Annotated in this window: 20 protein-coding genes; 5 read left to right on the top strand and 15 right to left on the bottom strand. The window is 39.1% G+C overall.

Going from position 1 to position 20,965, the window contains the following annotated elements:
* From ACEQ81_RS03200 to ACEQ81_RS03150, 11 genes are read right to left on the bottom strand one after another with little or no spacing between them, the layout of a single operon-like run.
* Entirely contained in the window at positions 1-690 is a 690-nt protein-coding gene (locus ACEQ81_RS03200; RefSeq protein ID WP_411029401.1) for a hypothetical protein, read from the bottom strand.
* Between the two features lie 35 nt (positions 691-725).
* A complete protein-coding gene (locus ACEQ81_RS03195) occupies positions 726-1,604 on the bottom strand; it encodes a dTDP-4-dehydrorhamnose reductase family protein (RefSeq protein ID WP_411029400.1) in 879 nt (292 codons plus the stop codon).
* Between the two features lie 28 nt (positions 1,605-1,632).
* The gene (pseB, locus tag ACEQ81_RS03190) at positions 1,633-2,646 is read right to left on the bottom strand and encodes a UDP-N-acetylglucosamine 4,6-dehydratase (inverting) (protein WP_411029399.1); all 1,014 of its coding nucleotides are present in this window, start codon (positions 2,644-2,646) and stop codon (positions 1,633-1,635) included.
* An 8-nt stretch (positions 2,647-2,654) separates the two neighbouring features.
* A complete protein-coding gene (gene rfbD, locus ACEQ81_RS03185; protein WP_411029398.1) occupies positions 2,655-3,428 on the bottom strand; it encodes a dTDP-4-dehydrorhamnose reductase in 774 nt (257 codons plus the stop codon).
* Positions 3,425-3,970, bottom strand: a complete 546-nt coding sequence (rfbC, locus tag ACEQ81_RS03180) for a dTDP-4-dehydrorhamnose 3,5-epimerase (protein ID WP_411029397.1) — start codon at positions 3,968-3,970, stop codon at positions 3,425-3,427. The genes rfbD and rfbC overlap by 4 nt, the downstream gene beginning before the upstream one ends.
* A gap of 42 nt (positions 3,971-4,012) precedes the next feature.
* Positions 4,013-4,870, bottom strand: coding sequence for a glucose-1-phosphate thymidylyltransferase RfbA (rfbA, locus tag ACEQ81_RS03175; protein ID WP_411029396.1), 858 nt, complete (start codon positions 4,868-4,870; stop codon positions 4,013-4,015).
* A 1-nt stretch (position 4,871) separates the two neighbouring features.
* Positions 4,872-5,900 carry a dTDP-glucose 4,6-dehydratase gene (rfbB, locus tag ACEQ81_RS03170; RefSeq protein WP_411029395.1) on the bottom strand — a complete coding sequence of 343 codons (1,029 nt, stop codon included), beginning with the start codon at positions 5,898-5,900 and terminating at the stop codon, positions 4,872-4,874.
* Positions 5,893-6,894: a hypothetical protein gene (locus tag ACEQ81_RS03165; RefSeq protein ID WP_411029394.1), complete on the bottom strand. Its 1,002-nt coding sequence runs from the start codon at positions 6,892-6,894 to the stop codon at positions 5,893-5,895. Before ACEQ81_RS03165 ends, rfbB begins: the two co-directional genes overlap by 8 nt.
* Before the next feature lie 2 nt (positions 6,895-6,896).
* Complete coding sequence (locus tag ACEQ81_RS03160; protein ID WP_411029393.1) at positions 6,897-8,582, bottom strand: DUF6909 family protein; 1,686 nt, start codon at positions 8,580-8,582, stop codon at positions 6,897-6,899.
* A gap of 53 nt (positions 8,583-8,635) precedes the next feature.
* A complete protein-coding gene (locus ACEQ81_RS03155; RefSeq protein WP_411029392.1) occupies positions 8,636-10,132 on the bottom strand; it encodes a GH3 auxin-responsive promoter family protein in 1,497 nt (498 codons plus the stop codon).
* 7 nt (positions 10,133-10,139) lie between these two features.
* Positions 10,140-11,009 (bottom strand): M23 family metallopeptidase, encoded by an 870-nt coding sequence (locus ACEQ81_RS03150; RefSeq protein ID WP_411029391.1) that lies wholly within the window; start codon positions 11,007-11,009, stop codon positions 10,140-10,142.
* Between the two features lie 195 nt (positions 11,010-11,204).
* On the opposite strand from ACEQ81_RS03150, the gene ACEQ81_RS03145 reads away from it, so the two are divergent.
* The 3 genes from ACEQ81_RS03145 to ACEQ81_RS03135 all read left to right on the top strand — a co-directional run bounded on the left by ACEQ81_RS03145 (position 11,205) and on the right by ACEQ81_RS03135 (position 14,555).
* Positions 11,205-11,390 (top strand): twin-arginine translocase TatA/TatE family subunit, encoded by a 186-nt coding sequence (locus ACEQ81_RS03145; protein WP_411029390.1) that lies wholly within the window; start codon positions 11,205-11,207, stop codon positions 11,388-11,390.
* A 335-nt stretch (positions 11,391-11,725) separates the two neighbouring features.
* A complete protein-coding gene (locus ACEQ81_RS03140) occupies positions 11,726-14,134 on the top strand; it encodes an OmpA family protein (RefSeq protein WP_411029389.1) in 2,409 nt (802 codons plus the stop codon).
* 250 nt (positions 14,135-14,384) lie between these two features.
* The gene (locus ACEQ81_RS03135) at positions 14,385-14,555 is read left to right on the top strand and encodes a DUF6747 family protein (protein WP_411029388.1); all 171 of its coding nucleotides are present in this window, start codon (positions 14,385-14,387) and stop codon (positions 14,553-14,555) included.
* A gap of 84 nt (positions 14,556-14,639) precedes the next feature.
* Here the strand turns inward: ACEQ81_RS03135 and ACEQ81_RS03130 are convergent, their stop codons facing one another.
* The 3 genes from ACEQ81_RS03130 to ACEQ81_RS03120 form a co-directional block, all read right to left on the bottom strand.
* Positions 14,640-15,629 (bottom strand): DUF4837 family protein, encoded by a 990-nt coding sequence (locus ACEQ81_RS03130; protein ID WP_411029387.1) that lies wholly within the window; start codon positions 15,627-15,629, stop codon positions 14,640-14,642.
* A gap of 12 nt (positions 15,630-15,641) precedes the next feature.
* Positions 15,642-17,270 (bottom strand): LysM peptidoglycan-binding domain-containing protein, encoded by a 1,629-nt coding sequence (locus tag ACEQ81_RS03125; protein ID WP_411029386.1) that lies wholly within the window; start codon positions 17,268-17,270, stop codon positions 15,642-15,644.
* A 119-nt stretch (positions 17,271-17,389) separates the two neighbouring features.
* Positions 17,390-18,583 (bottom strand): phosphoglycerate kinase, encoded by a 1,194-nt coding sequence (locus tag ACEQ81_RS03120; RefSeq protein WP_411029385.1) that lies wholly within the window; start codon positions 18,581-18,583, stop codon positions 17,390-17,392.
* Positions 18,584-18,744: 161 nt separating this feature from the next.
* On the opposite strand from ACEQ81_RS03120, the gene ACEQ81_RS03115 reads away from it, so the two are divergent.
* The gene (locus tag ACEQ81_RS03115) at positions 18,745-19,896 is read left to right on the top strand and encodes an ATP-binding protein (RefSeq protein ID WP_411029384.1); all 1,152 of its coding nucleotides are present in this window, start codon (positions 18,745-18,747) and stop codon (positions 19,894-19,896) included.
* Positions 19,897-19,909: 13 nt separating this feature from the next.
* The gene (locus ACEQ81_RS03110) at positions 19,910-20,308 is read left to right on the top strand and encodes a DoxX family protein (protein WP_411029383.1); all 399 of its coding nucleotides are present in this window, start codon (positions 19,910-19,912) and stop codon (positions 20,306-20,308) included.
* A 44-nt stretch (positions 20,309-20,352) separates the two neighbouring features.
* Here ACEQ81_RS03110 and ACEQ81_RS03105 read toward each other — a convergent pair whose 3' ends face one another.
* On the bottom strand, positions 20,353-20,859 hold the full coding sequence (locus tag ACEQ81_RS03105; protein ID WP_411029382.1) for an OmpH family outer membrane protein: 507 nt from the start codon (positions 20,857-20,859) through the stop codon (positions 20,353-20,355).
* Positions 20,860-20,965 lie beyond the last annotated feature (106 nt).

Below are 20,965 nucleotides of genomic sequence, written 5' to 3'. Positions count from 1 at the left end.
CTATATATCTAAACAGTTGTTTTCTTTATAAAAAATTCCTGTACAGGTCTTATGATAAACGCCAGGAGACAACCCCCAAAAAGGTAAAAGTTTGTAGTTGTTATTGAATAAAAAGTTCACTCCTTCTGAAAATTCTTTTTCATATTCCAAATTATCAACAATTATCACCCCATTTTTACTGACTTTTTCAACGGCATACTTAATGGAATTATTTCTATCTATACCATCTACAACAATAATATCATAAAGTTCGTCTGTGTCTAAAATATATTTAGAATATTCAGATTCTTTTTCAAACGGAAGAAACGCTCTCTTATGAAAGTCTATCTTTTCATCTGGGTATATTCTTAAAGCTAAGCTTACATTATCAGGAAAAGTAGATTTTATATAGTCATACCATTCTTGATTATGATCTACGGATGCCACACTACCAACCCTTGAGGCAAACCACAATGTCGAATTCCCTGCCCCATACTCAAACACCTTCATGTCTTTGGTTAGTCTACTCTCAAAGAAGTCCAAGAACGAATATGTCAGCCAAGGTATTGGCATTTTTTTCTGATTCAAAGGCTTTTTAGCCAGAATGCTTTTTCTCCAACCTGTGGTGTATAAAAAGCCTTTCTTTGGGAGAAAAATTATTATCCAATCTAGCTTTAAAAATCTCAATACGTCACCAATAAATTTATTCATAATAATGTAATGTGTTTGTTTTGTTTTACGGTGCATTAAACGCCATATTCTTCAATATAATTAAACTTCTCTTTATTCTGTAGCATAAATTCGCGTTGTTCGATTAACATTTCCTTATAACTAAAGGCAACAGTAAATTCCGGGTACCTTGTATTTATAAAACTCTTGTCTTTGATCTTGTTCTCAACCTTATTGATAGTAACTGTTTTCTTCTGCCAAATATCTTTAAACAACCTAAGTAATTTGTACTTTGATATTTTAGTGTTATTTGTTAAGTGAAATATTCCAGTAATATCGTTCAATATACTTCTATGTATCCCTTTCGCCAATTCTAAGGTTGTAACACCGCTCCAAAAAGCATTGGCATATCCGCCAATTTCTCCGTCTTGTTTCATAAACCAGTGAAAAAGTCCTTCTCCATTTCCCTTTAGCTCCGGACCTATTATTGAAGTTCTGATAGTTAGGTTGGAATCATTGATGATTTCACCCAAGGCTTTAGACCGCGCATAAACATCGTCCCCATCTCTAAATGAGTCTTCTTTGTAATTTCCATAATCATTACCAGAAAAAACACAATCGGTGCTAATATGAATTAATTTTGCCCCTATTAATTTACAACTTTGTTCTAAAAAATGTGGAAAATAACTGTTTACTAAAATAGCATTGCTAGCAGAATGTTGAGAGCCCTTAATTAAAACTCCTATTGCATTTATTACATATCTCGGCTTGGTCCTTTCTATAACTTTTTTCACTTCGTGAAAGTCAGTTATATCTAGTAAAATAGTATCTTCATTAAACTTCCTTCTGAAAGAGGTTCCTACAATATGGTAATTTCCCAAATCAGACAAGTACTTAAATATTACATGCCCCGCCATGCCCGTAATCCCAAAAATCAAAATTTTTTCTTTGCTCATTGTTTACACATGTAACTCCCTTGTTTCATTATATTTTAAAATTAGAATCTACATGTTCTTTTATAAGTTTTCTTAAACTATCAATAGATTCCCATTCTTTGTTTTCTCCAGAATTATAGCTAAAACCTTCTGAAACTTTTTTGGCTTTAAATTCAAGAACAAAATCTTTTAAACTCCATTCACGTGTCGCAGGAACTATTACATAATATTTTCCCAAATCATACGTGTAAAATGAGTCCGAAGCAGTAATCATCTCCTCATGAATTTTTTCCCCAGGCCTTATTCCAACTATTGGTTTTTCGCATTTTGGACCAACAGCCTCGGCGATATCCATAATTTTATAAGAAGGGATTTTAGGCACGAACAATTCTCCACCCCATGCATTCTCTAGAGCATGCATTACCATATCTACTCCACCTTGTAACGAAATATTAAACCTAGTCATATTGGGATCTGTAATAGGAAGCACGCCATTTTTCCTTTTATCAATAAAAAAGGGTATTACAGAACCATTGGAGCCCATAACATTCCCGTATCGCACTACTGAAAAACGAATAGAATTATCTCCCTTAATATTGTTGGCGGCTATAAACAATTTATCTGATGTTAGCTTAGTTGCACCATATAAGTTAATTGGTGCACATGCCTTATCCGTAGATAATGCTACGACCCGTTGTACATTTGTTTCAAAACATGCGTCCACCACGTTTTGTGCGCCTCCAATATTTGTTTTAACACATTCCTCCGGGTTGTACTCCGCAATATGTACATGTTTCATTGCAGCGGCATGAATCACATAATCAACGCCTTTAAATGCCCTAATTAACCTCATTTTGTCTCTGACATCACCGATTACATATTTAATTTGAGGAAACTTGGTTGCCGGATATTCTTGAGCCATTTGGAATTGCTTTTGCTCATCTCTGGAAAAAATAATCAATCTCCTTATTTCCGGGTAATTTGATAAAATATGAGTGGTTAACGCCTTTCCCAAAGATCCTGTTCCCCCTGTTATCAAAAGTGATTTGCCTTTAAAATTCATTATACATTTTAATTTAATACACTATAACTTGGCCTCGCAGCAAAAGTACGATAATTCTTAGGCTTTTCAAGTCTTACTTTCTCTTTGAAGCCGTTTTCTCGAAGAATTTTTTCTGCAAATCCATACCAAGTCATTGGCTCATCATCGGTGAAGTGATGAATTCCATAGTTTTCATTGTTGTCCATAACAATACCTAGAATATGTTGAGCCAAATTATGGGCATTTGTGGGGCATCCTATTTGCTCGTCGGTAACATATAAGATTTTTTCAGTCTTTGCCTTTTCTATAATAGTTTTATAAAAATTGTTCCCAAACTCCGAATATAGCCAGGAGGTCCTTATAATATGATATTTTTGCAGCAAACGCTTAACATACTGCTCACCTTTGAGCTTAGATTTTCCATATTCATTAATTGGATTAGGTAAATCATTGATTGTATAGGGCGTTCTTTTTTCTCCATCAAAAACATAATCGGTGGAAATATGAATTAAAACCACGCTGTTTGTTTTACAAGCCATGGAAACATTCTTCACTCCTTCCGCATTTATCAGAAATGCTATTTCAGGATCTTTTTCTGCTTGTTCTACATGGGTGTACGCTGCACAGTTTATGCAAAAATTGAAACTTCCTGTCCGAAAAGCATCCTGTACGCTGATGGGATTGGTGATATCCAAAACAGTTGCATCCTTAAAACTGAAAGCTATCTCAGGATATTTGGCCGCCATCTTTGCAATGCTCTTGCCCAACTGCCCATTGGCACCAGTAACCAATACACGAATCATTTCGTAAAATCTTTAAAAGATCTCAATTCCATATCTTTCGGAGAAAGTATTATTTCTTCTAAAGGCAATTCCCAATCAATACCCAAATCTGGATCATTATAGAGAATCCCACCTTCAGCTTCTTTATTATAATAAGCATCGCATTTATATACAAAGTGGGTGTCATTGCACAGTGACAAAAAACCATGGGCCATTCCTTTGGGCATAAAAACTATCTTATTGTTCTGGTCGGATAACTTTATTTTAAAATAATTCCCAAAAGTAGTGCTGCCTTTCCTAAGATCCACCACAACGTCCAAAGCTGCGCCATGCGTCACCCTTACCAATTTGGACTGGGCATATTTCCCTTTCTGAAAGTGTAAGCCCCTTAAAACCCCTTTTCTGGATATGGAATGATTATCCTGTACAAATTGGATTTTTTGACCTAGGGTTTCCTCAAACTCCTTTTGATTGAAGGATTCAAAAAAAGAACCACGTTCATCTTCATGAATCGTGGGTTCTATCACATAACATCCCTTAAGATGGGTCTCCGTAATTTTCACGTCTTAAATACTTTCTTTTAGTACCTTGGTTTACCAAAAATATTAATCGAGTTGCATAAGATAAGATCCATAGCCGCTCTTTAGTAATGGTTTGGCCAATTTATGCAGTTCTGTTTTAGATATATAACCCATGATATATGCTGTTTCCTCTATAGAACCTACTTTTAACCCTTGCCTTTCCTCAATAACCTCCACAAATTGAGAAGCTTGCATCAACGAGCTGAAAGTGCCAGTATCGAGCCAAGCAGTACCTCTATCAAGAATGCTCACATGCAATTTTCCCTTCTCCAAGTAGGCTTTGTTAACATCGGTAATTTCCAATTCACCCCTTTGACTCGGTCTTATTCCTTTGGCAATATCAACAACCATGTTGTCATAAAAGTAAATGCCGGGAACCGCATAGTTGGATTTTGGATTTTGCGGTTTCTCTTCTATGGAAATTGCCTTTCCTTCCCCATCAAATTCCACAACCCCATATCTCTGTGGGTCTTGTACGTGATAACCAAATATAATCCCGCCGGTGGGATCGGTATTTTTCTGTAAGAGATTGGCCAACCCTGAACCATAGAAAATATTATCTCCCAAGATTAGGGCAACCTTATCTTCCCCAATAAAATCCTCCCCAATTAAAAAAGCCTCCGCTAAACCCTTAGGTTCTTTTTGAACGGCATAATTAAAGCTACATCCAAATTGTGAACCATTGCCCAAGAGTTTTTTAAATAAAGGGATATCCTCCCGGGTTGTAATGATCAGGATCTCCCTTATTCCAGCTGACATCAAGGTGGACAAGGGGTAATAAACCATGGGCTTATCGTATACAGGCATTAGTTGTTTGCTCATAGCCAATGTCAATGGGTATAATCGTGTACCCGATCCGCCTGCCAATATTATTCCTTTCACCTTATTTATTTAAATACTTATGAACGTACCATTTAACGGTTTTCTCTAGGCCTTGATCAAACGTTGTCTCCGGTTTCCACTCCAATTCGCTTTGAATCTTACTCGCGTCTATTGCGTATCTGTAATCATGTCCCAACCGGTCTTTTACAAACGTAATTAGTTCATTATAATTACCTGTTGGTCTCGGTTTAATGCTGTTCAAGATAGTACATATCCTTTGGGCAATGTACAAATTATTGTGTTCATTATTTCCGCCTATTAAATAGGTGCTTCCGGCAACTCCTTTCTTAAATACCCGATCTATCCCCTTACAGTGATCAAGCACATATAACCAGTCGCGGACATTCTTACCGTCCCCGTAGATAGGAATGGGTTCTCCGGCAAGGGCCTTTCGGATTATTGTTGGTATAAGTTTTTCATCATGTTGCTTTGGGCCATAATTATTGGAGCAGTTACTTGTAACGGTATTAAGGCCATAAGTGCGATAGTAGCTTCTTACCAAAAAATCCGCAGCAGCCTTTGAGGCGCTATACGGGCTATTGGGGGCATATGGTGTTTTTTCGGTGAAATGCCCCTCTTCTCCTAAACTTCCATAAACCTCGTCGGTTGAAATATGATGAAATCTGGCATTTTTAAATTCTTCCTTGGGTCCGCCAAATTCATTCATCCAATGACTTCGTGCTGCTTCCAATAAAACAAAGGTTCCATTAATATTGGTCTGGATAAAGCCCTCTGGGTTCGCGATGGAGTTATCTACATGGGATTCTGCGGCAAAATGTATTACCCCGGTAATGTTATGCTCTTCAAAAATGGAAAACACTAATTCAGAATTACAAATATCACCCTTAACAAACTGATACCTGTCATGGTCTGTGACCTCTATTAAGTTATTGGTATTACCGGCATAAGTGAGCTTATCAAGATTAATAATGTTATAAGTAGTGTTTTCTTTTAACAAAAAAGGGATGAAGTTGCTGCCGATAAAACCGACGCCTCCAGAAACAAGTATGTTCTTGCCTTCATCATACATGCATTTCCTTGGCTTTTCTGTTGAGGTATTTAAGAATGGAAATTAAAAAGAACAATCCTATGAGTATGGATGGCAGGAGTATAATATGTTTGCCAAAAAAAGATTTTTGAACTGGCTGTATGTTTCCAAAGTTGATGATACTTATAGGTTGTAATTGTTCTTGCAGCTCTAACCTTTTTTGTTCTATATCTCTGATTAGAGCATTCTTAAGATTAAAAAGGCCGGTGATATCCAATTGTTCTTCATTATCAAGAACAATGGTCCCCTGCTCCATATTATCCTCTTGGGCCATTTTTGTGGCATATTGAGAGATAAGCGCATCGATCTGAGCAACAATACTTTCATTTTGGTTTATTCGCTCCTCCGCATTTTGACGATTGACTTTTATTAAATCGTTAAAATATTGGTTAGAATTAATATAGGTGATCAACTTCTCGGAAAAGTCCCTTCCGATCTTCTTGTTCTTATAATAAAATGTAATTCTGTGGTTTAACGAGCTTTTATTCAATATCTCAGATCTTACCACGTCCGAGACAAAGCCCTCGTTTTTAAATTTTTGAAGTAGCTCCAGGTACTTTAAATCATTCTCAACATCAGCATTATCGGTAGCTTCCGAAGCCGCTTCGATCGTTATTTCATATCCTTGGAAGTTCATTATTTCAATACCTACGCCCTTAAAAAAGGAAGTGTCCTTTGCACGTATATTGGCTTGTATCTCATCAACCACATCATATAGGTAGTTTTTAGTTTCCAAATTTGGTTTAACAATCACTTCTGTTTTAAGCCTTTTCTCTACTATTTGATTGAGGGCAACTCCCAGGGCTATTCCGATTGCCGCGAGACCTACCAAAACAAAAACGTTTTTTTTCAGATATAGGAAAACTCTTAAAATAAACCTGAAGACCCTTTGAAAACCTCTCCCTATCATTTGGAACAGTTGACCCAAATCTATTTCATCGGAAGATGTATTATTTGTTGTTTGATTTTCTGCCATAATTATGTGTTGAATATCTGTTCTAAAATCTTATCCGTAATTAAGTATGTTGGTTTTACCCCTGTGGTGCCCAATCCTCCGGACGCCAAGGTACTGCCCGTTTCCAAAGGGTTGTCCGAGGCATAATATGCATATCTAACCTTAACATCCTCGCGAATGCTTTTTCTAATCTTGGAGGCAGACTGTATGGCCTTTTGATAATGCACACCTTCCATTTCCAATCCTATGGCATTCCAGGTAGACTCATGGAAAAATTTGAGTATATCCTTGTTCTGAAGTGAGGTTCCCAAAACGGTCACCATGGTTCCTTCCAATACTTTTAGGCCATATCCTTCAAAATCCTTAGCACAAAGTTCATTTTTAAAAGGGTAATTATCCGCTGTTCCCTCAAACAAATGCGCCGAAGGTATCATTAAATCGCCTTTCCCACCTTCCAAGATCCCTGCTTTCCCCATAATGGAAATGGAGGCCACGTCCATTAATACCTTTTCTTTTTTCTTAATTTTATACGGTTTTAATAACTCATCTATGGTTTCATAGGCTTGCTCTCCAAAAGCATAGTCCATTACAAATATAACGGGTTTTTCATCTTCGGGGATTCCTTTGGGAAGATCATAGCAGCAAGCGTCCTGACCTAATTTTGCCATATCGAATATTTGCACGTCTATATTGGTACCCGATACATCCGCAATGGATATCATCCCATTTTTTTTGGCCATGTTTATCACCTTCTCTCGCAGGGCCTCATTTTTAGAAGAGCTCAAGGCCTCATAGATTTCCAAAGAATCTTTATCCGGAAATTCCTTTGCCAAGGCCTTTCTTGCAAACAAGGAGTTCATAACGCTGTGCATATTGGCGCTTATGATGTGTATGGGTCTTTGCAATAATTCGTTTTTTGTCAGTACCTCCTTTATGGTATTGGCCCATCGTTCTCCATGGATATGATGTCCTAGTCGCTCGCGCAAAAGAACCCCAAAAGTAATGGCTCTTTTTTCTCCAGTTGTCTCTTCTTCTATTGCCAATTTACCCAGCCAATAAACAATCTTTAGAAAACGTTCTGGGTTACGTTGGGTAGAAAACTGCTCATAAACCTCCCGGACATCTGTGAATGACCGTCCTAAAATATTGGCCACATGTATTAGGGCCACTTCCTTTTCTGCTTGGGTAAGCTTGGTTTTCTTTACCGCAGCCTCTAACTTGTCCCAATCCCGAATGGTCTTATCCGTATCTTCAATAAGTACACGTTTGCAAATTTTTTGGGATTCGATAAACAAAAAGGTAAGGTGTGTTAGGATGTCATAAATATCGGACCGCCCACGGGTAATCTCAATATTCATCTGTTCATGGTCTATCCTATAGCAATTTCTTCTTCTTTTTGGTGGAATTATTGGTTTAAAGTGTGATGTCCCATAACCTTCATCGGAGGTAAGGTTTATAAACCTGCATTGCTCTATGCCTTCCGGTAAACGTTCCAGCACGTAGACCAGTCCATTCAATTCTGCTTTCTCCTCGGCAATGGAACCATAAATTTCGGGCCTAAGCAGCAATAAAGCATTTCTTAAAGCCTCGCCAGATACGCCAGAGGGCTTGTAAAAGCCTCTATTGAACAGATGGCGCATGGTAATATATAAACGCTCAATGGCATTGGTAGATTCTTGTGCCCTAGTCGTGTTTTTTACTTTGCCCATAAAAGGATTTCGTGCAAAATTACAATTTAAATTTATGATATGGTTTGGAAGCCTTATTTTTTATAGGGCTGTAGAGCGTTGGCCACTTTTCTATCGTTGGATAAGCGTTGTACCTTGTTCTGCCCTCCCAATTTTCCTATGGATGCCATATAACTATTGAACCCTCCATGCCTTACTTTTGTTACTTTTAAACGCTGAAGAATCTTTCCTTTAATAAGGTCATAATAATAGCTGTTTTGTCGCTGCAGTTCATTATCCAGTATTTCAATAAAATTATGCATGTCCGATGGCATTGTTTCAAACTCTATAAGCCACTCGTGGTATGGAAGTTCTTCATTTTTTGGGGTAATTTCTGGAGCTACGGTAAATTCGTTTACCGAGGCGCCCGTTTGGTCCATGGCCAATTTCATGGCTTCCTCTACCTCTTTGGCAATAACGTGTTCGCCAAAGGCTGAGATAAAATGTTTTATTCGGCCCGACACTATTATTTTATAGGGTTTAAGCGAAATAAACTGAACGGTATCTCCAAGATTGTATCCCCATAGTCCAGCATTTGTAGAAATGATCATTACATAATTTACTCCAATCTCTACATCTTTTATTGTAATCCGCTTGGCGTTTTCCTCATGGAATTCCGATGCCTTAACAAATTCATAAAAAATGCCCGAATCTAGCAAAAGCAGCATGCCCTTTTCCTTTTGTGAATATTGATAGGCAAAAAAACCTTCGCTTGCAGGAAACAGCTCTATGCTATCTACCCTTCTACCAATAAGGTTTTCGAACTTGGCCCTATAGGGTTCATAGTTTACCCCTCCATAAATAAACAATTGGAAATTTTTAAAAAGATCGCCTACTTTTTTATGGGTCTTTGCATTTAACTTTTCAAAATACATTTGTACCCAAGATGGAATGCCAGCAATAACGGTCATGTCTTCATTTTCCGTCTCTCTAACAATCTCATCGACTTTTGTTTCCCAATCCGCTATGCAGTTGGTCTCCCAACTGGGCAATCTATTTTTTTGAAGATAGTTGGGTACGTAATGCGCAGATATTCCGGATAGTCTGCCCAGTTTTATGCCGTTTTTTTCTTGCATTTCCGGACTGCCTTGCAAAAAGATCATCTTACCATTAACAAAATGGGTGTTTCCGGTATGGTGTATGTAGTTGAGTATAGCATTTCTGGAGGCATTTACCTGACACTTAATGGATTCGCCTGTAATTGGGATGTACTTGGCTCCTGATGTGGTACCCGAGGTCTTTGCAAAATACCTGGGTTTCCCCGGCCAAAGTACATTGGGCCTACCCGTTATAACTTCCTCTATATAGCCCTTTAAATCCTCATAATCCCTAATGGGAATCTGGGCAACAAAATCTGTATGGGAGTTTATCTTTTCAAACCCGTGGTCTTTTCCGAACTTTGTATCCTTGGCGGAGGCAATCAGATGTTTAAAGACCGTTTCTTGGGTTTCAATAGGATTGTTTGCCCATTTGGCCGTTTGTTGTGCTATTCTTTTGGCAAATAATTTTGCAGCGAACGATTTTAAGGACATATTTTTTCTATTTAAAATCGATATAATCCGACGGATCTACCGGACTGCCATCGTTCCAAAGCTCAAAGTGAAGGTGAGGACCTGTGGTTAATTCCCCGGTATTGCCAATGGATGCAATTACCTCTCCGGTCCTTACAATATCTCCTTGCCCTTTATTTAAAGAACCGTTGTGTTTATAGACGGAAAGCAGTCCTTCTGTATGTTCCATTACAACAACGTACCCTGTTTCCGTGGTCCATTCGGCAAATATTATGGTGCCATCCGCCACTGCTTTTACAGGCGTATCCTTTGGCGCTACCACATCTACGCCAAAATGTTTTTTTTCTGCATCAAATCCTTGGGTTATTGTGCCGCTAACAGGAGAGAACAATACTAGATTGCCACCGCCTTTGTTACTTTCGAACAAGTTATATTTATCTTCCAAAGCCACTTCGGCCCTAAGCATGGAATCTTCCCTAATAGGTGTTAGGTCTATTTTGGACGGATCTAGTTTAAACTGCTCAAACAAGGAGTCCCTGTTGATTTGGTTATTCTCTATATCGCCTTTTAAAACTAGCCTGATATTATCCAAATACCGATTGGTATAGTTTAAGACACGGACTAAAGAGTCCGTTTTATAGGTAAGTTCCGTGGCCTGGCGTTTTAATTTGGTCGACGAATACCCGGGAATGTATTCGCGTAAAGGTGTAAATGCAATCAGCAAAGTTGTAAAACCTATCAAGCCAATAATTAAAAGGGATCCTGTTACAAAGACGTTAAGCCTGCTAAGTTTAAACGATATTTTTTCCTCAAAGGTGCTCTCATTAAGTATGACCAGCCTATACTTATGAAGCAGTTTTCTTTTAATTTCTTTTCTTTTTTGCTCTTTCTTGGCCATGGTAACAAATATATGGTAAGTAATGTATTTAGCCTTGGTTCTTATAAAAATTATAGCATTTTCAAAAAACCAAAGTATCCGTTTTGTAGGCCAAAAACAGATTTGTGGGCGAATACAATTAAAACCTGCCCAAGGCGTTATTATTAACAATATACTAGCAAGTTTTTTAGTACATTTGCCTATAAATCAATTACCATGATATCTTTACATACATTTTTAGCGATTGGACCTTGGCAAATAGCCATTGTAGTAATGGTTGTTCTTTTACTTTTTGGAGGGAAAAAAATTCCGGAACTTATGCGAGGCCTTGGCAGTGGCATAAAAGAATTCAAAGATGCTTCCAAAGAAGACGAAAAACTAGAGGAAAAGAAGGAAGACTAAAAGCCTTTCATCAAACTTTATAGAAACACCCTTTTTTAGGGTGTTTTTTTGTGTCTTTTTATACCAATTGGTCTTGCTCTTGTTGCCTACAGGCTATACCTTAAAAAGATGCTGACCTCTAGCCAAATAGAACTTATTTTTTCATTTTACCCAAGATATAACGCACATAAATCCGATGTACGCGACAAAAAAAAGCCCTTTCACAACAAAATTTAAGTTGCTGGTTTAAGAACTGTTAAATTTGGTATTCAGGCTAGAAATAGTTTTCATTAAATGATCACTAACCTATAATGATGCCAATCTAAGAGCTATCTCTTGTTTGGCCCAAATAATTCATGAAAAACCTCATTGCTGTACTCATCTTCTGTTTATGCTGGGCAATCCACGCGGAAGATTTCAATAGTCCATATTCCGAAGAGATGTCATCATCCGTTGTATCGGATGTATTAACCGACAAGACTGCAAACACCATTAAAAGCCGGACTATAAAAAGTTTAAAAGGAGTGTCCAACGGAAATTATATAATTTCTGCCGTCTTTGGTAATTTGGACAATGCAAAAAGAACCGTCCGTAAATTGCTTAAAAAAGGTTTTGATGCAGGCTATATCAGCAACCCACAAAACGGCCTTAATTACGTGTACTTAGAAAAACATTCCTCTTTGAACGAGGCCAAAACGGCAGCGGTTTCCAATTTAAACAATCGCTATTCCGAGCAGGTTTGGATTCTTAATGTTGCCAACCCTTTAGAAAAAATCCAATTGCAGAAAGGCCCTGAAAAAGATGTTAAACCAGAAAAATTAAAGGTCAAAAAAATCTTTGGGAAGAAAAACCCAAATAGAAGTAAACTTATACAAAAGGCCGACCAATATTTTAACAAAATGTGGTATGCCGAAGCTGCGGAACTTTATGAAGAAGCCTTAGGCAAGGACAAATCCAACTACTCTTTTGAGATTATCCAGAAGGCCGGCGACGCACATTATTTTAATACCAATATGGAAAAAGCCTATTATTGGTACAACATACTATATGAGGATTACAGAGAGGAAATGTCCGCGGACAACATCTTTAAATACTCGCATTCCTTAAAAGGTACAGGAAAATACGGTAGGGCTAAGCGACTAATGCGTTTATACGATAAAAAACTAGAGAAAGAAGGCGCCAAAAGGCCGCGTAGGCGTATCTCTGCTTCGCGCAACGAATCGGTGTTAGACAAAATCCTGGATTCCAAAGAAGAAGTTGAAATAAAGAACTTGGCGATTAACACCGAGTATTCAGATTTTTCCCCAACTTTCTACCAAGACAATAAAATGGTATATGCTTCTGCCAAGGATTCTTCCTTTTTTAGTACCCGTCGGTATAAATGGAATGATCAACCGTATTTAGACCTATATGTGGCCAAGATAAACGAAGAGTCCCAAGAGGTTAAAAATGCCATTAAATTTTCGAAAAAAATCAACACAAAATATCACGAAGCCTCAGTAACCTTTTCCGCCGACAATTCCGTAATGTATTTCACAAGGAACAATTACGGCAAAAAACTAAGGCGCGATAAAAATGGGGTAAACCACCTTAAGATATACACCTCTACCAAAGTAGACGGCGAATGGACAGAGGCCGTTGAGGTATCTTTCAACAGTAACAACTATTCCACCGGTCACCCTGCATTGAGTGCAGATGGCAAAAAATTATACTTCGTTTCGGATATGCCAGGAAGTATAGGTGCCACGGATATCTTTGTAGTGGACGTACTGGGTAACGGAAATTTCTCCGAGCCAAGAAATTTGGGCCCCGAGATAAATACGGAGCAAAAAGAGATGTTCCCGTTTATAAATGACAAAAAACTCTATTTCTCCTCTAACGGTCATGAAGGCCTTGGTGGTTTGGATATCTTTGAGGTTGCTTTTGATGAAACGGAAGGGTTTAAAGAAGTGAAAAACGTTGGTAAGCCCATAAATAGTAGTAAGGATGACTTTTCGTTCATTATGGACGAGGAGACCAACAAAGGCTTTTTTGCCTCTAATAGAAGAGGTGGTAAGGGCGATGATGATATCTACTCGTTTAAACGCCTTATTGTTGAGGAGACGATTGAAAACCAGAATGCGATTGCAGGAGTCGTTACCGAGCTTATTACCGGCAGTATAATGCCAGAAGCTTTGGTGACCCTATTGGATGAGAACAATATCAAACTAAAAGAAACCATTACAGGACAGGACGGAAGTTTTGTCTTTGAAGATTTGGACAGTACCACAAAATATACCGTAAAAACGACCCGTGGCCAGTTCTTTGATGATGAGCAAACCATTGTTACAAAAGAAAACGAATTGGTAAACGTGGAAGTTTCCATGAAAAAGTTGAAGGAATTGATCGTTATCGAAGAAGGCATCAAAAAACTTAAGACCAACATGATCAACTTTAACTTTGATAGGTCGCATATCAGAAAAGATGCCGCTGAGGAATTGGATAAACTGGTTGAAGTGATGAACGAATATCCCAAGATGGTCATCAAAATTGAATCGCATACCGATGCCATTGGTTCGCGAGCTTATAACAAGTATCTCTCTAATAACAGGGCCAAATCTTCTAAAGATTATCTAATCTCCAAAGGAATAGCCCCGGACCGCATAGAAAGCGCCATAGGATATGGAGAGGAAAGACTACTTAATGGCTGTGACGGTAGTATTCGCTGCAACCGTAAACAACACGAACAAAACAGAAGGTCTGAATTCATCATTGTAAAAATGTAATTAACCAAAACAACCCGCTTAGATAAAAGCCGCCTGGTGAAAACCATGGCGGTTTTTTTGTGCTTTCTTTGTTTTTGTCCTGTTATTAAGACACCCTAAACGGTCTTGTACAAAGGCGGGGACGCCCATAAAATTTGAGTTTCACCACTAAAACCTTTCCCTTCGCAACAAACATTGAAGAATAAATACGTAAACAACGGATTACTAGTTATATAAAGTAACAAACCAATCATAACCAAAATTCCGCATTATGAAAAACCTACTACTTCTAAAGGAAATATATAAGGAAGCTTTCAGAAATTTGGGGAATGCTTTTGTAAAATCCTATTTTAAAGCGTTTTCCTGGTTTTGTTTCGCCAGTCTCCTTATTGTTCTTTACGCTTTTTTGTTCAGAATTTCAACAGGTTTTGCATTCGATTAAGACCCAAAGACAACCAACCTAACCGAAAAAAGCGCCCAATTAAGGGCGCTTTTTTAGTTCTATCAAGTTCTGTTCTTTGATCGGTTATCCTTTATTTGTCTTAAACTTCAACGTTTTCAGAATGGCTTCGAGCTCAAACATATATTCTCTTTTTTCGGTTGCCGGGGCAAAGGTAAAACCTTCTAAAACCAATTTCCTGTTGTTTTCCGGGTCATTAATGATATATGTTATAAAAGGGCCGGCCATTGGATAACCATGTATTTCCCAAATCCCTTTTACCTCGGCCGCCTTTTTTCCTGCTACTTCAGAAGGAAACACGTAGGGGGCAAAAGCCTTTTCGGTTATCATATATGTGGTTGGCACATCTGGGCCAGGAATATACTTCTTGCCTATGGAATCTCTCATCCTTACAATATCGCCCACAAAAGTAGAGTCATTGGTAAAGCTATCGGAAGGCATGGCATAGGCAATAATATTCATGTTTCCTTTGAGTATTTGACGATCAATCCAAACAAAATTGTCTTCCTCTTTCCCCACCCTATATACAGATGGCAGGTCTAATGAGATTCCAAACTTCCTTTCTAGTACCCCCTCTTTATTTAGCGACCTTAAAAAGCGTTTTTGCGTTTCCTTTATTTCCAGGTTTTTAAAGGCCGCAATAATTTCGTCGGCTTTGGAATCCAAGTTTTGAATAATTTCATCGTCGGTTCTGCCTTTTATTACCGCTATTCGTTGCGGCCCAGCATAGACATCCTTTTTAATGTGGGCGATGTTAAGGCTATCTTGATCTACCACCAGAACCGAGCGGGTATTACGAATAGAGCCCGAGAATACTTTACTAGGCATATGGTTTATGGTAAAAAGGGGCTCTTCCCAAGGAAGTCCGAGGATGGGCGCCGCAAAATGTGCCCTTACACTGTCTCCCACAGGACCTTCCCAAAGTTGTTGGTCCATAACCACGGCCAACGAATTAATAGCGCCAATGGACTTAGGCAAGTACTTCCCTTGGTAACCATCCTTGCAAGAAATAACCAAGAAGAATAGTACCGTAAGCAGTGTTCCAAAATTTTTCATAATGCTTTTTCTTTACGATGAGCAGTCGCACAATTTCAGTTTTGTGCCCGGCTTTAGATTGTTACCACTAATACCGTTCCATTCTCGTAAATTTTCTATGGAAATTCCAGGGTATTTTCTAGAAATTGTCCAGAGTGAGTCTCCGGACTGCACGGTATGTACTTTGGTGCCATTGGCAACAGCCGTTGTGGTAGGTCTTTTTGTCTTGTTCGTTGTCTTTGCCGTAGTAACAGGGTTTTTGGAGAAAATAGTCAGTCGCTGCCCTATTCTTAGGTTGTTGCTTCGCAAACCGTTCCACCTTTTTATGTCGCTAACACGAACCCTATACCTATTTGCGATCTTACCCAAATAATCACCGCTTCTAACCTTGTAACGGATTCGGTCTTGGGATTTTACCAACTGTGGCAAGGGCTTTTCCTTGGTTTTAAGTTCTTTCTCTACATGGGCATAAATAGCGTTCTCATTGGCAACAAACTTGCCCATTGCCTCTTTGGGCAGTCTTAGGACATAATCTTTACCGTCTACCATAGGAATTATGTTCAGCTTATAGGACGGGTTTAACACTTCTAACTCATCCACACCTATACCTACTAATTCTGAGATCTGATTAAAAGTAATCAGGTTTTTTACCCTAACGGTATCCGTTTCAAAATACGGGCGGTCTACCTTTTGGGTTTTAAGACCGTGCTCTTCGGCATATTCAAAAAGATACATGGTTGCCAAAAAAGCAGGTACATATCCGGCGGTTTCCCTAGGTAAGTTTCTTCGTATGTTCCAATAATTTTTATATCCGCCAGATCTTCTTATTGCTTTATTTACGTTTCCGGGGCCGGAATTGTATGCCGCTAAAGCTAGGTCCCAATCACCAAAAATTTCGTACAATTTAGACAGGTATCTACATGCTGCTTTTGTGGATGCAATAGGATCTCTTCGTTCATCTACATAACTGCTTACATCTAGTTTGTACATTTTTCCTGTGGCGTACATAAATTGCCAAAGTCCGGTAGCGCCTACCCTAGATCTTGCCCTTGGGTTTAAGGCAGACTCTACAATAGCCAAATATTTAATCTCTAGTGGAATATCATAATTATCCAGTTCCTGCTCAAACATTGGGAAATAGAACTGGCTTACCGTCAACATTCTTTCCATTAGGTTTCGTTTGCGCAGCAAGAACGATTTGATAACATTTTCCAAAGAAGGGTTGTAGGCAATATTAAAGGGTGTTTTCTGATCCAGGGCCTTAAGCCTTGCCTTTAGTGTCTCCGTATCCAAATTATATTCTGGCACGGAGTCTATATCCAAGTTGGAAACTTGGGTGTACATAGCCTCGGAAAAGGAGGCATCGTCATGTAACTGTTTTAGCCAAAGGCTGTCGAATTTTGCAGCTTCGGGATGGTCCTTTAAATCATATCCATTCTTTTCCTTGTTGATTACCAAGGTGTTTTGTTCCAAGCCTGCCGCGTTTTTCAGTTCCATAGGTTTAACGGCATCCATATCTGTAACAATGCTGTCCAATAAAACGTCATTGGCGCCTATTATCGGTGTGTCTTGTTTTGGAATACTATCTGTTTGTTGCGCTACCGCTGGAAGTATAAAAATACATCCTGCGAAAACACTCAAAAAAGATTTCCTAATTGCCATAATACGATGTCCTTAATGCGGAAAGGGAATAACGAAAATCGCTTTTTTTTCCGAAACTTTAAAATTAATAACGTTAAAGCCCCCTTGGGAACCAAAAGGTCCGTTTATCGATAACGCCTTTATCCCTGCAATATTGCGGCTATTCCGGGTAGTGTTTTGCCTTCCAAACTCTCTAACATGGCACCTCCGCCGGTAGACACATAGCTTACCTTGTCCTGAAAACCAAACTGCTTTACAGCGGCTACGGAATCTCCTCCTCCTACCAGGGAAAAGGCGCCATTTTGGGTCGCTTTGTCAATATAATTCCCAATGGCTATAGTTCCTTTTGCGAAACTCTCCATTTCGAACACTCCCACAGGTCCATTCCAAAGTATTGTTTTGGAATTAAGAATTACTTCTTTAAAGTTTTCCAACGTCTTAGGGCCGGCATCCAACCCTTGCCATCCGTCCTCAATTTTATCCACATCGATTATTTTTGTGTTGGCATCATTGCTAAAATCGTCCGCCGCCACTACATCTACGGGTATATGAACAGCAACTCCTTTTTCTTTGGCCTGCCGTAATATATCCAGGGCCATTGTCATTTTATCATCCTCGCAAATGGAATCTCCCACAGAACCTCCTTGTGCCTTAACGAAGGTATAGGTCATTCCCCCTCCAATAATAAGATGGTCTACCTTGTCCAATATATTTTCAATAATCGTGATTTTTGATGATACTTTTGCTCCCCCCAAAATAGCGGTCACGGGTTTTTCGCCCGTACGCATCACTTTTTCTATCGCTTTTATTTCTTTGGCCAACAAGTACCCAAAGCATTTCCTATCCGTAAAAAACTGCGCCACAATGGTGGTAGATGCATGTGCTCTATGCGCGGTACCAAAAGCATCATTGATGTAAAAGTCTCCCAACCTGGACAACTGCTCTGCAAAGGCTTGGTCCCCGGAAGTTTCTTCGCCATGAAAACGAAGATTCTCTAACAACAACACTTCTCCTTGCTGCAGCTCGGCAACCGCCTTTTCTGCCACCTCACCCACGCAATCATCAGCAAACTTTACTTCCACTCCGATAATTTCAGAAACTTTATGGCAAATATGCTTAAGGGACATGTCTGCATTGGGCTGTCCTTTTGGTCTACCCATATGACTCATGAGAATGGCACTGCCGCCATCTTCCAGCACTTTTATTATGGAAGGTTTGGCCGCTTCTATACGATTGGTGTCTGTGACGTTAAAATCAGCGTCCAAAGGAACATTAAAATCAACCCGTATAAGTGCTTTTTTATCTTCAAAGTTAAAATCTTCAATGGTTTTCATGTACTAATGGAATTTTAGAGAATCGCAAATGTAAAGATTTATCGGCCGCATGTAAAGCCGCACGCCCAATATTTGTGGCTACTACGTTGTTTGAGTGGTTTGCGTAATCCAATTGCCTCCGGATAGTTCTAGGAAAGATCAAAAAAAACTATCTTTGAGAGATGTTATTTGAAGAGATTTTAGCGCTTTCACATATTAAAAAGCATCTTACCCATAGTGCGGATGCCGGCCGTATTCCCCATGCGCAATTGTTTGTGGGCCCGGAAGGCAGTGGAACACTTCCTATGGCCCTGGCCTATGCACAATACATTCTATGTGGCAACAGTGGAAATGAAAATGGCAATGGCAATGAAGTCTGTAACTTAAAATGCAATTCGCTGTCACATCCCGATATGCATTTTGCATTTCCGGTGGCCAATAGCGATAAAGCAAAAAGCCATGCGGTGAGTCAACATTATTTGGAAGAGTGGCGACAATTTATAAAAGAACAACCTTATGGTAACCTTTTTGATTGGTACCGACTTGTTGGTATCGAAAAAAAACAGGGGCAGATAGGGGTTGATGAAGCCCAGGACATTGTAAAAAAACTTTCGTTGAAATCCTATGAGGGCGGTTATAAGGTTATGCTTATTTGGATGGCGGAAAAAATGAACATTTCGGCGTCCAATAAACTTTTAAAACTTATAGAAGAACCTCCAGACAAGACCGTGTTTTTGTTAATTGCCGAGGACGAGGAACAGATAATACAGACTATCCGTTCCAGGTGTCAGGTTTTAAATTTTCCTCCCTTACCGGAAGAAGCCATAGCAAAGGCCCTCACCGAAAAAGGGATGCCGCGCGATGCCGCGCTTAGATTGGCACATGAGGCCAATGGTAATTTCAACAAGGCATTGGATCTTACTGTAAACGATTCCGAAGACCTCATATTCGAAAAATGGTTTGTGCAATGGGTGCGCAGCGCATTTAAAGCTAGGGGAAATAAAGCCGTAGTTCACGAGCTTATTTTATGGAGCCAAGAGGTGGCCAAAACCGGTAGGGAGACTCAAAAAAACTTTTTGCGTTATTGTTTGGCCATGATGAGACAGGCAATGTTGATAAATTATGGTGCAGCCGATCTTGCCTTTATGCGTATTCATATTGACGGTTTTCAACTCGAAAAATTTGCCCCCTTTATTCATGAGAACAATATTCTTGTCATTGTAAGTGAACTGGAGGATGCCATTTACCACATAGAGCGCAATGGTAATTCCAAAATTATATTAACGGACCTGTCCATTAAACTAACCCGACTGCTACATAAGAAAGCGGCCTAATTACCCTTACCATATGGAACACATATTACACAATGCCCCTGAAGTTTTATTGCTGCTTTTCCTTATTATAACTTTTTTGCAGAGTGGTCTTGATAAAATTATGGATTGGAAGGGGAATGTTTCTTGGCTAAAAGGGCATTTTGCACAAACTCCGTTTAAAAATACTGTCCCTTTTTTATTGTCCGTTATACTTCTAATGGAGATAATCGCCGGATTGCTTTGCGTTGTTGGCGCTTATGAGATAATTGTTTCCGGGGCAAGTGATTTAGCCTTTTACGGTGCCCTGGTAGCAAGTGTATCGTTGCTGATGCTATTATTGGGCCAGCGTATCGCTAAGGATTATGAGGGCGCCAAGACCATTGTAATCTATTTTATTCCTACCGTGTTTTTATTGTTCCTTTTACAAAACTAAAAGCCCCACCAATTGGCGGGGCTTTTTAGCACTATAGATGTTTTTTATTTACTGTAATTGGCGTTCAATTCTTTTAGAACAGCATCGGTAAGGTTCATGGCATCTACTCCATAGAGTACACTACCGCCATCTCCACCTCCTAAAATAAAGGTGTAACCATTGGTTTTTCCGTAATTTTTAATGTGCTCTTTTACTTTGCTTACCACACTATCCATCTCTTGCTGTCCGGCGGCTTGCAATTGCTGGTCTTCTTGTTGTAGCTGCTGACCGATAAACTGACCTCTCTGTTGCAAAAGGCCATATTCTTCCTGAGCCTTTTTCTGTGGCATACCTTGCGCTTTTGCCTGAAACGCTTGCGCCTCTATCTGAAAGGCCTGTGATATACTATCTCTTTTTTTCGTAAGTGCATCGGCCTTAACTTTGAATTTAGCCTCTATATCAATCTTTTCTTGATACCCGTCCATTAGTTTTATGTTATCCACATAACCAATTTTGTCTTGCTTACAGGCTACGGTTCCCAATAAAGCCAGTACAAACACTATTTTTTTCATTTGTATAATTTTAGTTCTCTTTTTACGGTCTTGTTAGACCTTAGTTTAAATAACCCCTTAACCTCCTAGCTACTATGCTATTCCGGTCTGGGTTGCGCAAAAATAG

Source organism: Spongiimicrobium sp. 3-5 (assembly GCF_046557915.1).
Classification (GTDB): Bacteria; Bacteroidota; Bacteroidia; order Flavobacteriales; family Flavobacteriaceae; genus JBHEBG01.
Note: the sequence above shows the minus strand (reverse complement) of the source record. Positions and strands in the feature narration are given on the sequence as shown.

Excerpts from the sequence above, each read along its gene's own strand:
- ACEQ81_RS03200 (WP_411029401.1), bottom strand. The coding sequence starts at position 690 with ATGAATAAATTTATTGGTGACGTATTGAGATTTTTAAAGCTAGATTGG.
- ACEQ81_RS03115 (WP_411029384.1), top strand. The coding sequence starts at position 18,745 with ATGTTATTTGAAGAGATTTTAGCGCTTTCACATATTAAAAAGCATCTT.
- ACEQ81_RS03135 (WP_411029388.1), top strand. The coding sequence starts at position 14,385 with ATGAAAAACCTACTACTTCTAAAGGAAATATATAAGGAAGCTTTCAGA.
- ACEQ81_RS03145 (WP_411029390.1), top strand. The coding sequence starts at position 11,205 with ATGATATCTTTACATACATTTTTAGCGATTGGACCTTGGCAAATAGCC.
- ACEQ81_RS03195 (WP_411029400.1), bottom strand. The coding sequence starts at position 1,604 with ATGAGCAAAGAAAAAATTTTGATTTTTGGGATTACGGGCATGGCGGGG.
- ACEQ81_RS03140 (WP_411029389.1), top strand. The coding sequence starts at position 11,726 with ATGAAAAACCTCATTGCTGTACTCATCTTCTGTTTATGCTGGGCAATC.
- rfbD (WP_411029398.1), bottom strand. The coding sequence starts at position 3,428 with ATGATTCGTGTATTGGTTACTGGTGCCAATGGGCAGTTGGGCAAGAGC.
- ACEQ81_RS03130 (WP_411029387.1), bottom strand. The coding sequence starts at position 15,629 with ATGAAAAATTTTGGAACACTGCTTACGGTACTATTCTTCTTGGTTATT.
- ACEQ81_RS03110 (WP_411029383.1), top strand. The coding sequence starts at position 19,910 with ATGGAACACATATTACACAATGCCCCTGAAGTTTTATTGCTGCTTTTC.
- pseB (WP_411029399.1), bottom strand. The coding sequence starts at position 2,646 with ATGAATTTTAAAGGCAAATCACTTTTGATAACAGGGGGAACAGGATCT.
- ACEQ81_RS03120 (WP_411029385.1), bottom strand. The coding sequence starts at position 18,583 with ATGAAAACCATTGAAGATTTTAACTTTGAAGATAAAAAAGCACTTATA.
- ACEQ81_RS03165 (WP_411029394.1), bottom strand. The coding sequence starts at position 6,894 with ATGGCAGAAAATCAAACAACAAATAATACATCTTCCGATGAAATAGAT.
- ACEQ81_RS03155 (WP_411029392.1), bottom strand. The coding sequence starts at position 10,132 with ATGTCCTTAAAATCGTTCGCTGCAAAATTATTTGCCAAAAGAATAGCA.
- ACEQ81_RS03105 (WP_411029382.1), bottom strand. The coding sequence starts at position 20,859 with ATGAAAAAAATAGTGTTTGTACTGGCTTTATTGGGAACCGTAGCCTGT.
- ACEQ81_RS03150 (WP_411029391.1), bottom strand. The coding sequence starts at position 11,009 with ATGGCCAAGAAAGAGCAAAAAAGAAAAGAAATTAAAAGAAAACTGCTT.
- ACEQ81_RS03160 (WP_411029393.1), bottom strand. The coding sequence starts at position 8,582 with ATGGGCAAAGTAAAAAACACGACTAGGGCACAAGAATCTACCAATGCC.
- ACEQ81_RS03125 (WP_411029386.1), bottom strand. The coding sequence starts at position 17,270 with ATGGCAATTAGGAAATCTTTTTTGAGTGTTTTCGCAGGATGTATTTTT.
- rfbB (WP_411029395.1), bottom strand. The coding sequence starts at position 5,900 with ATGTATGATGAAGGCAAGAACATACTTGTTTCTGGAGGCGTCGGTTTT.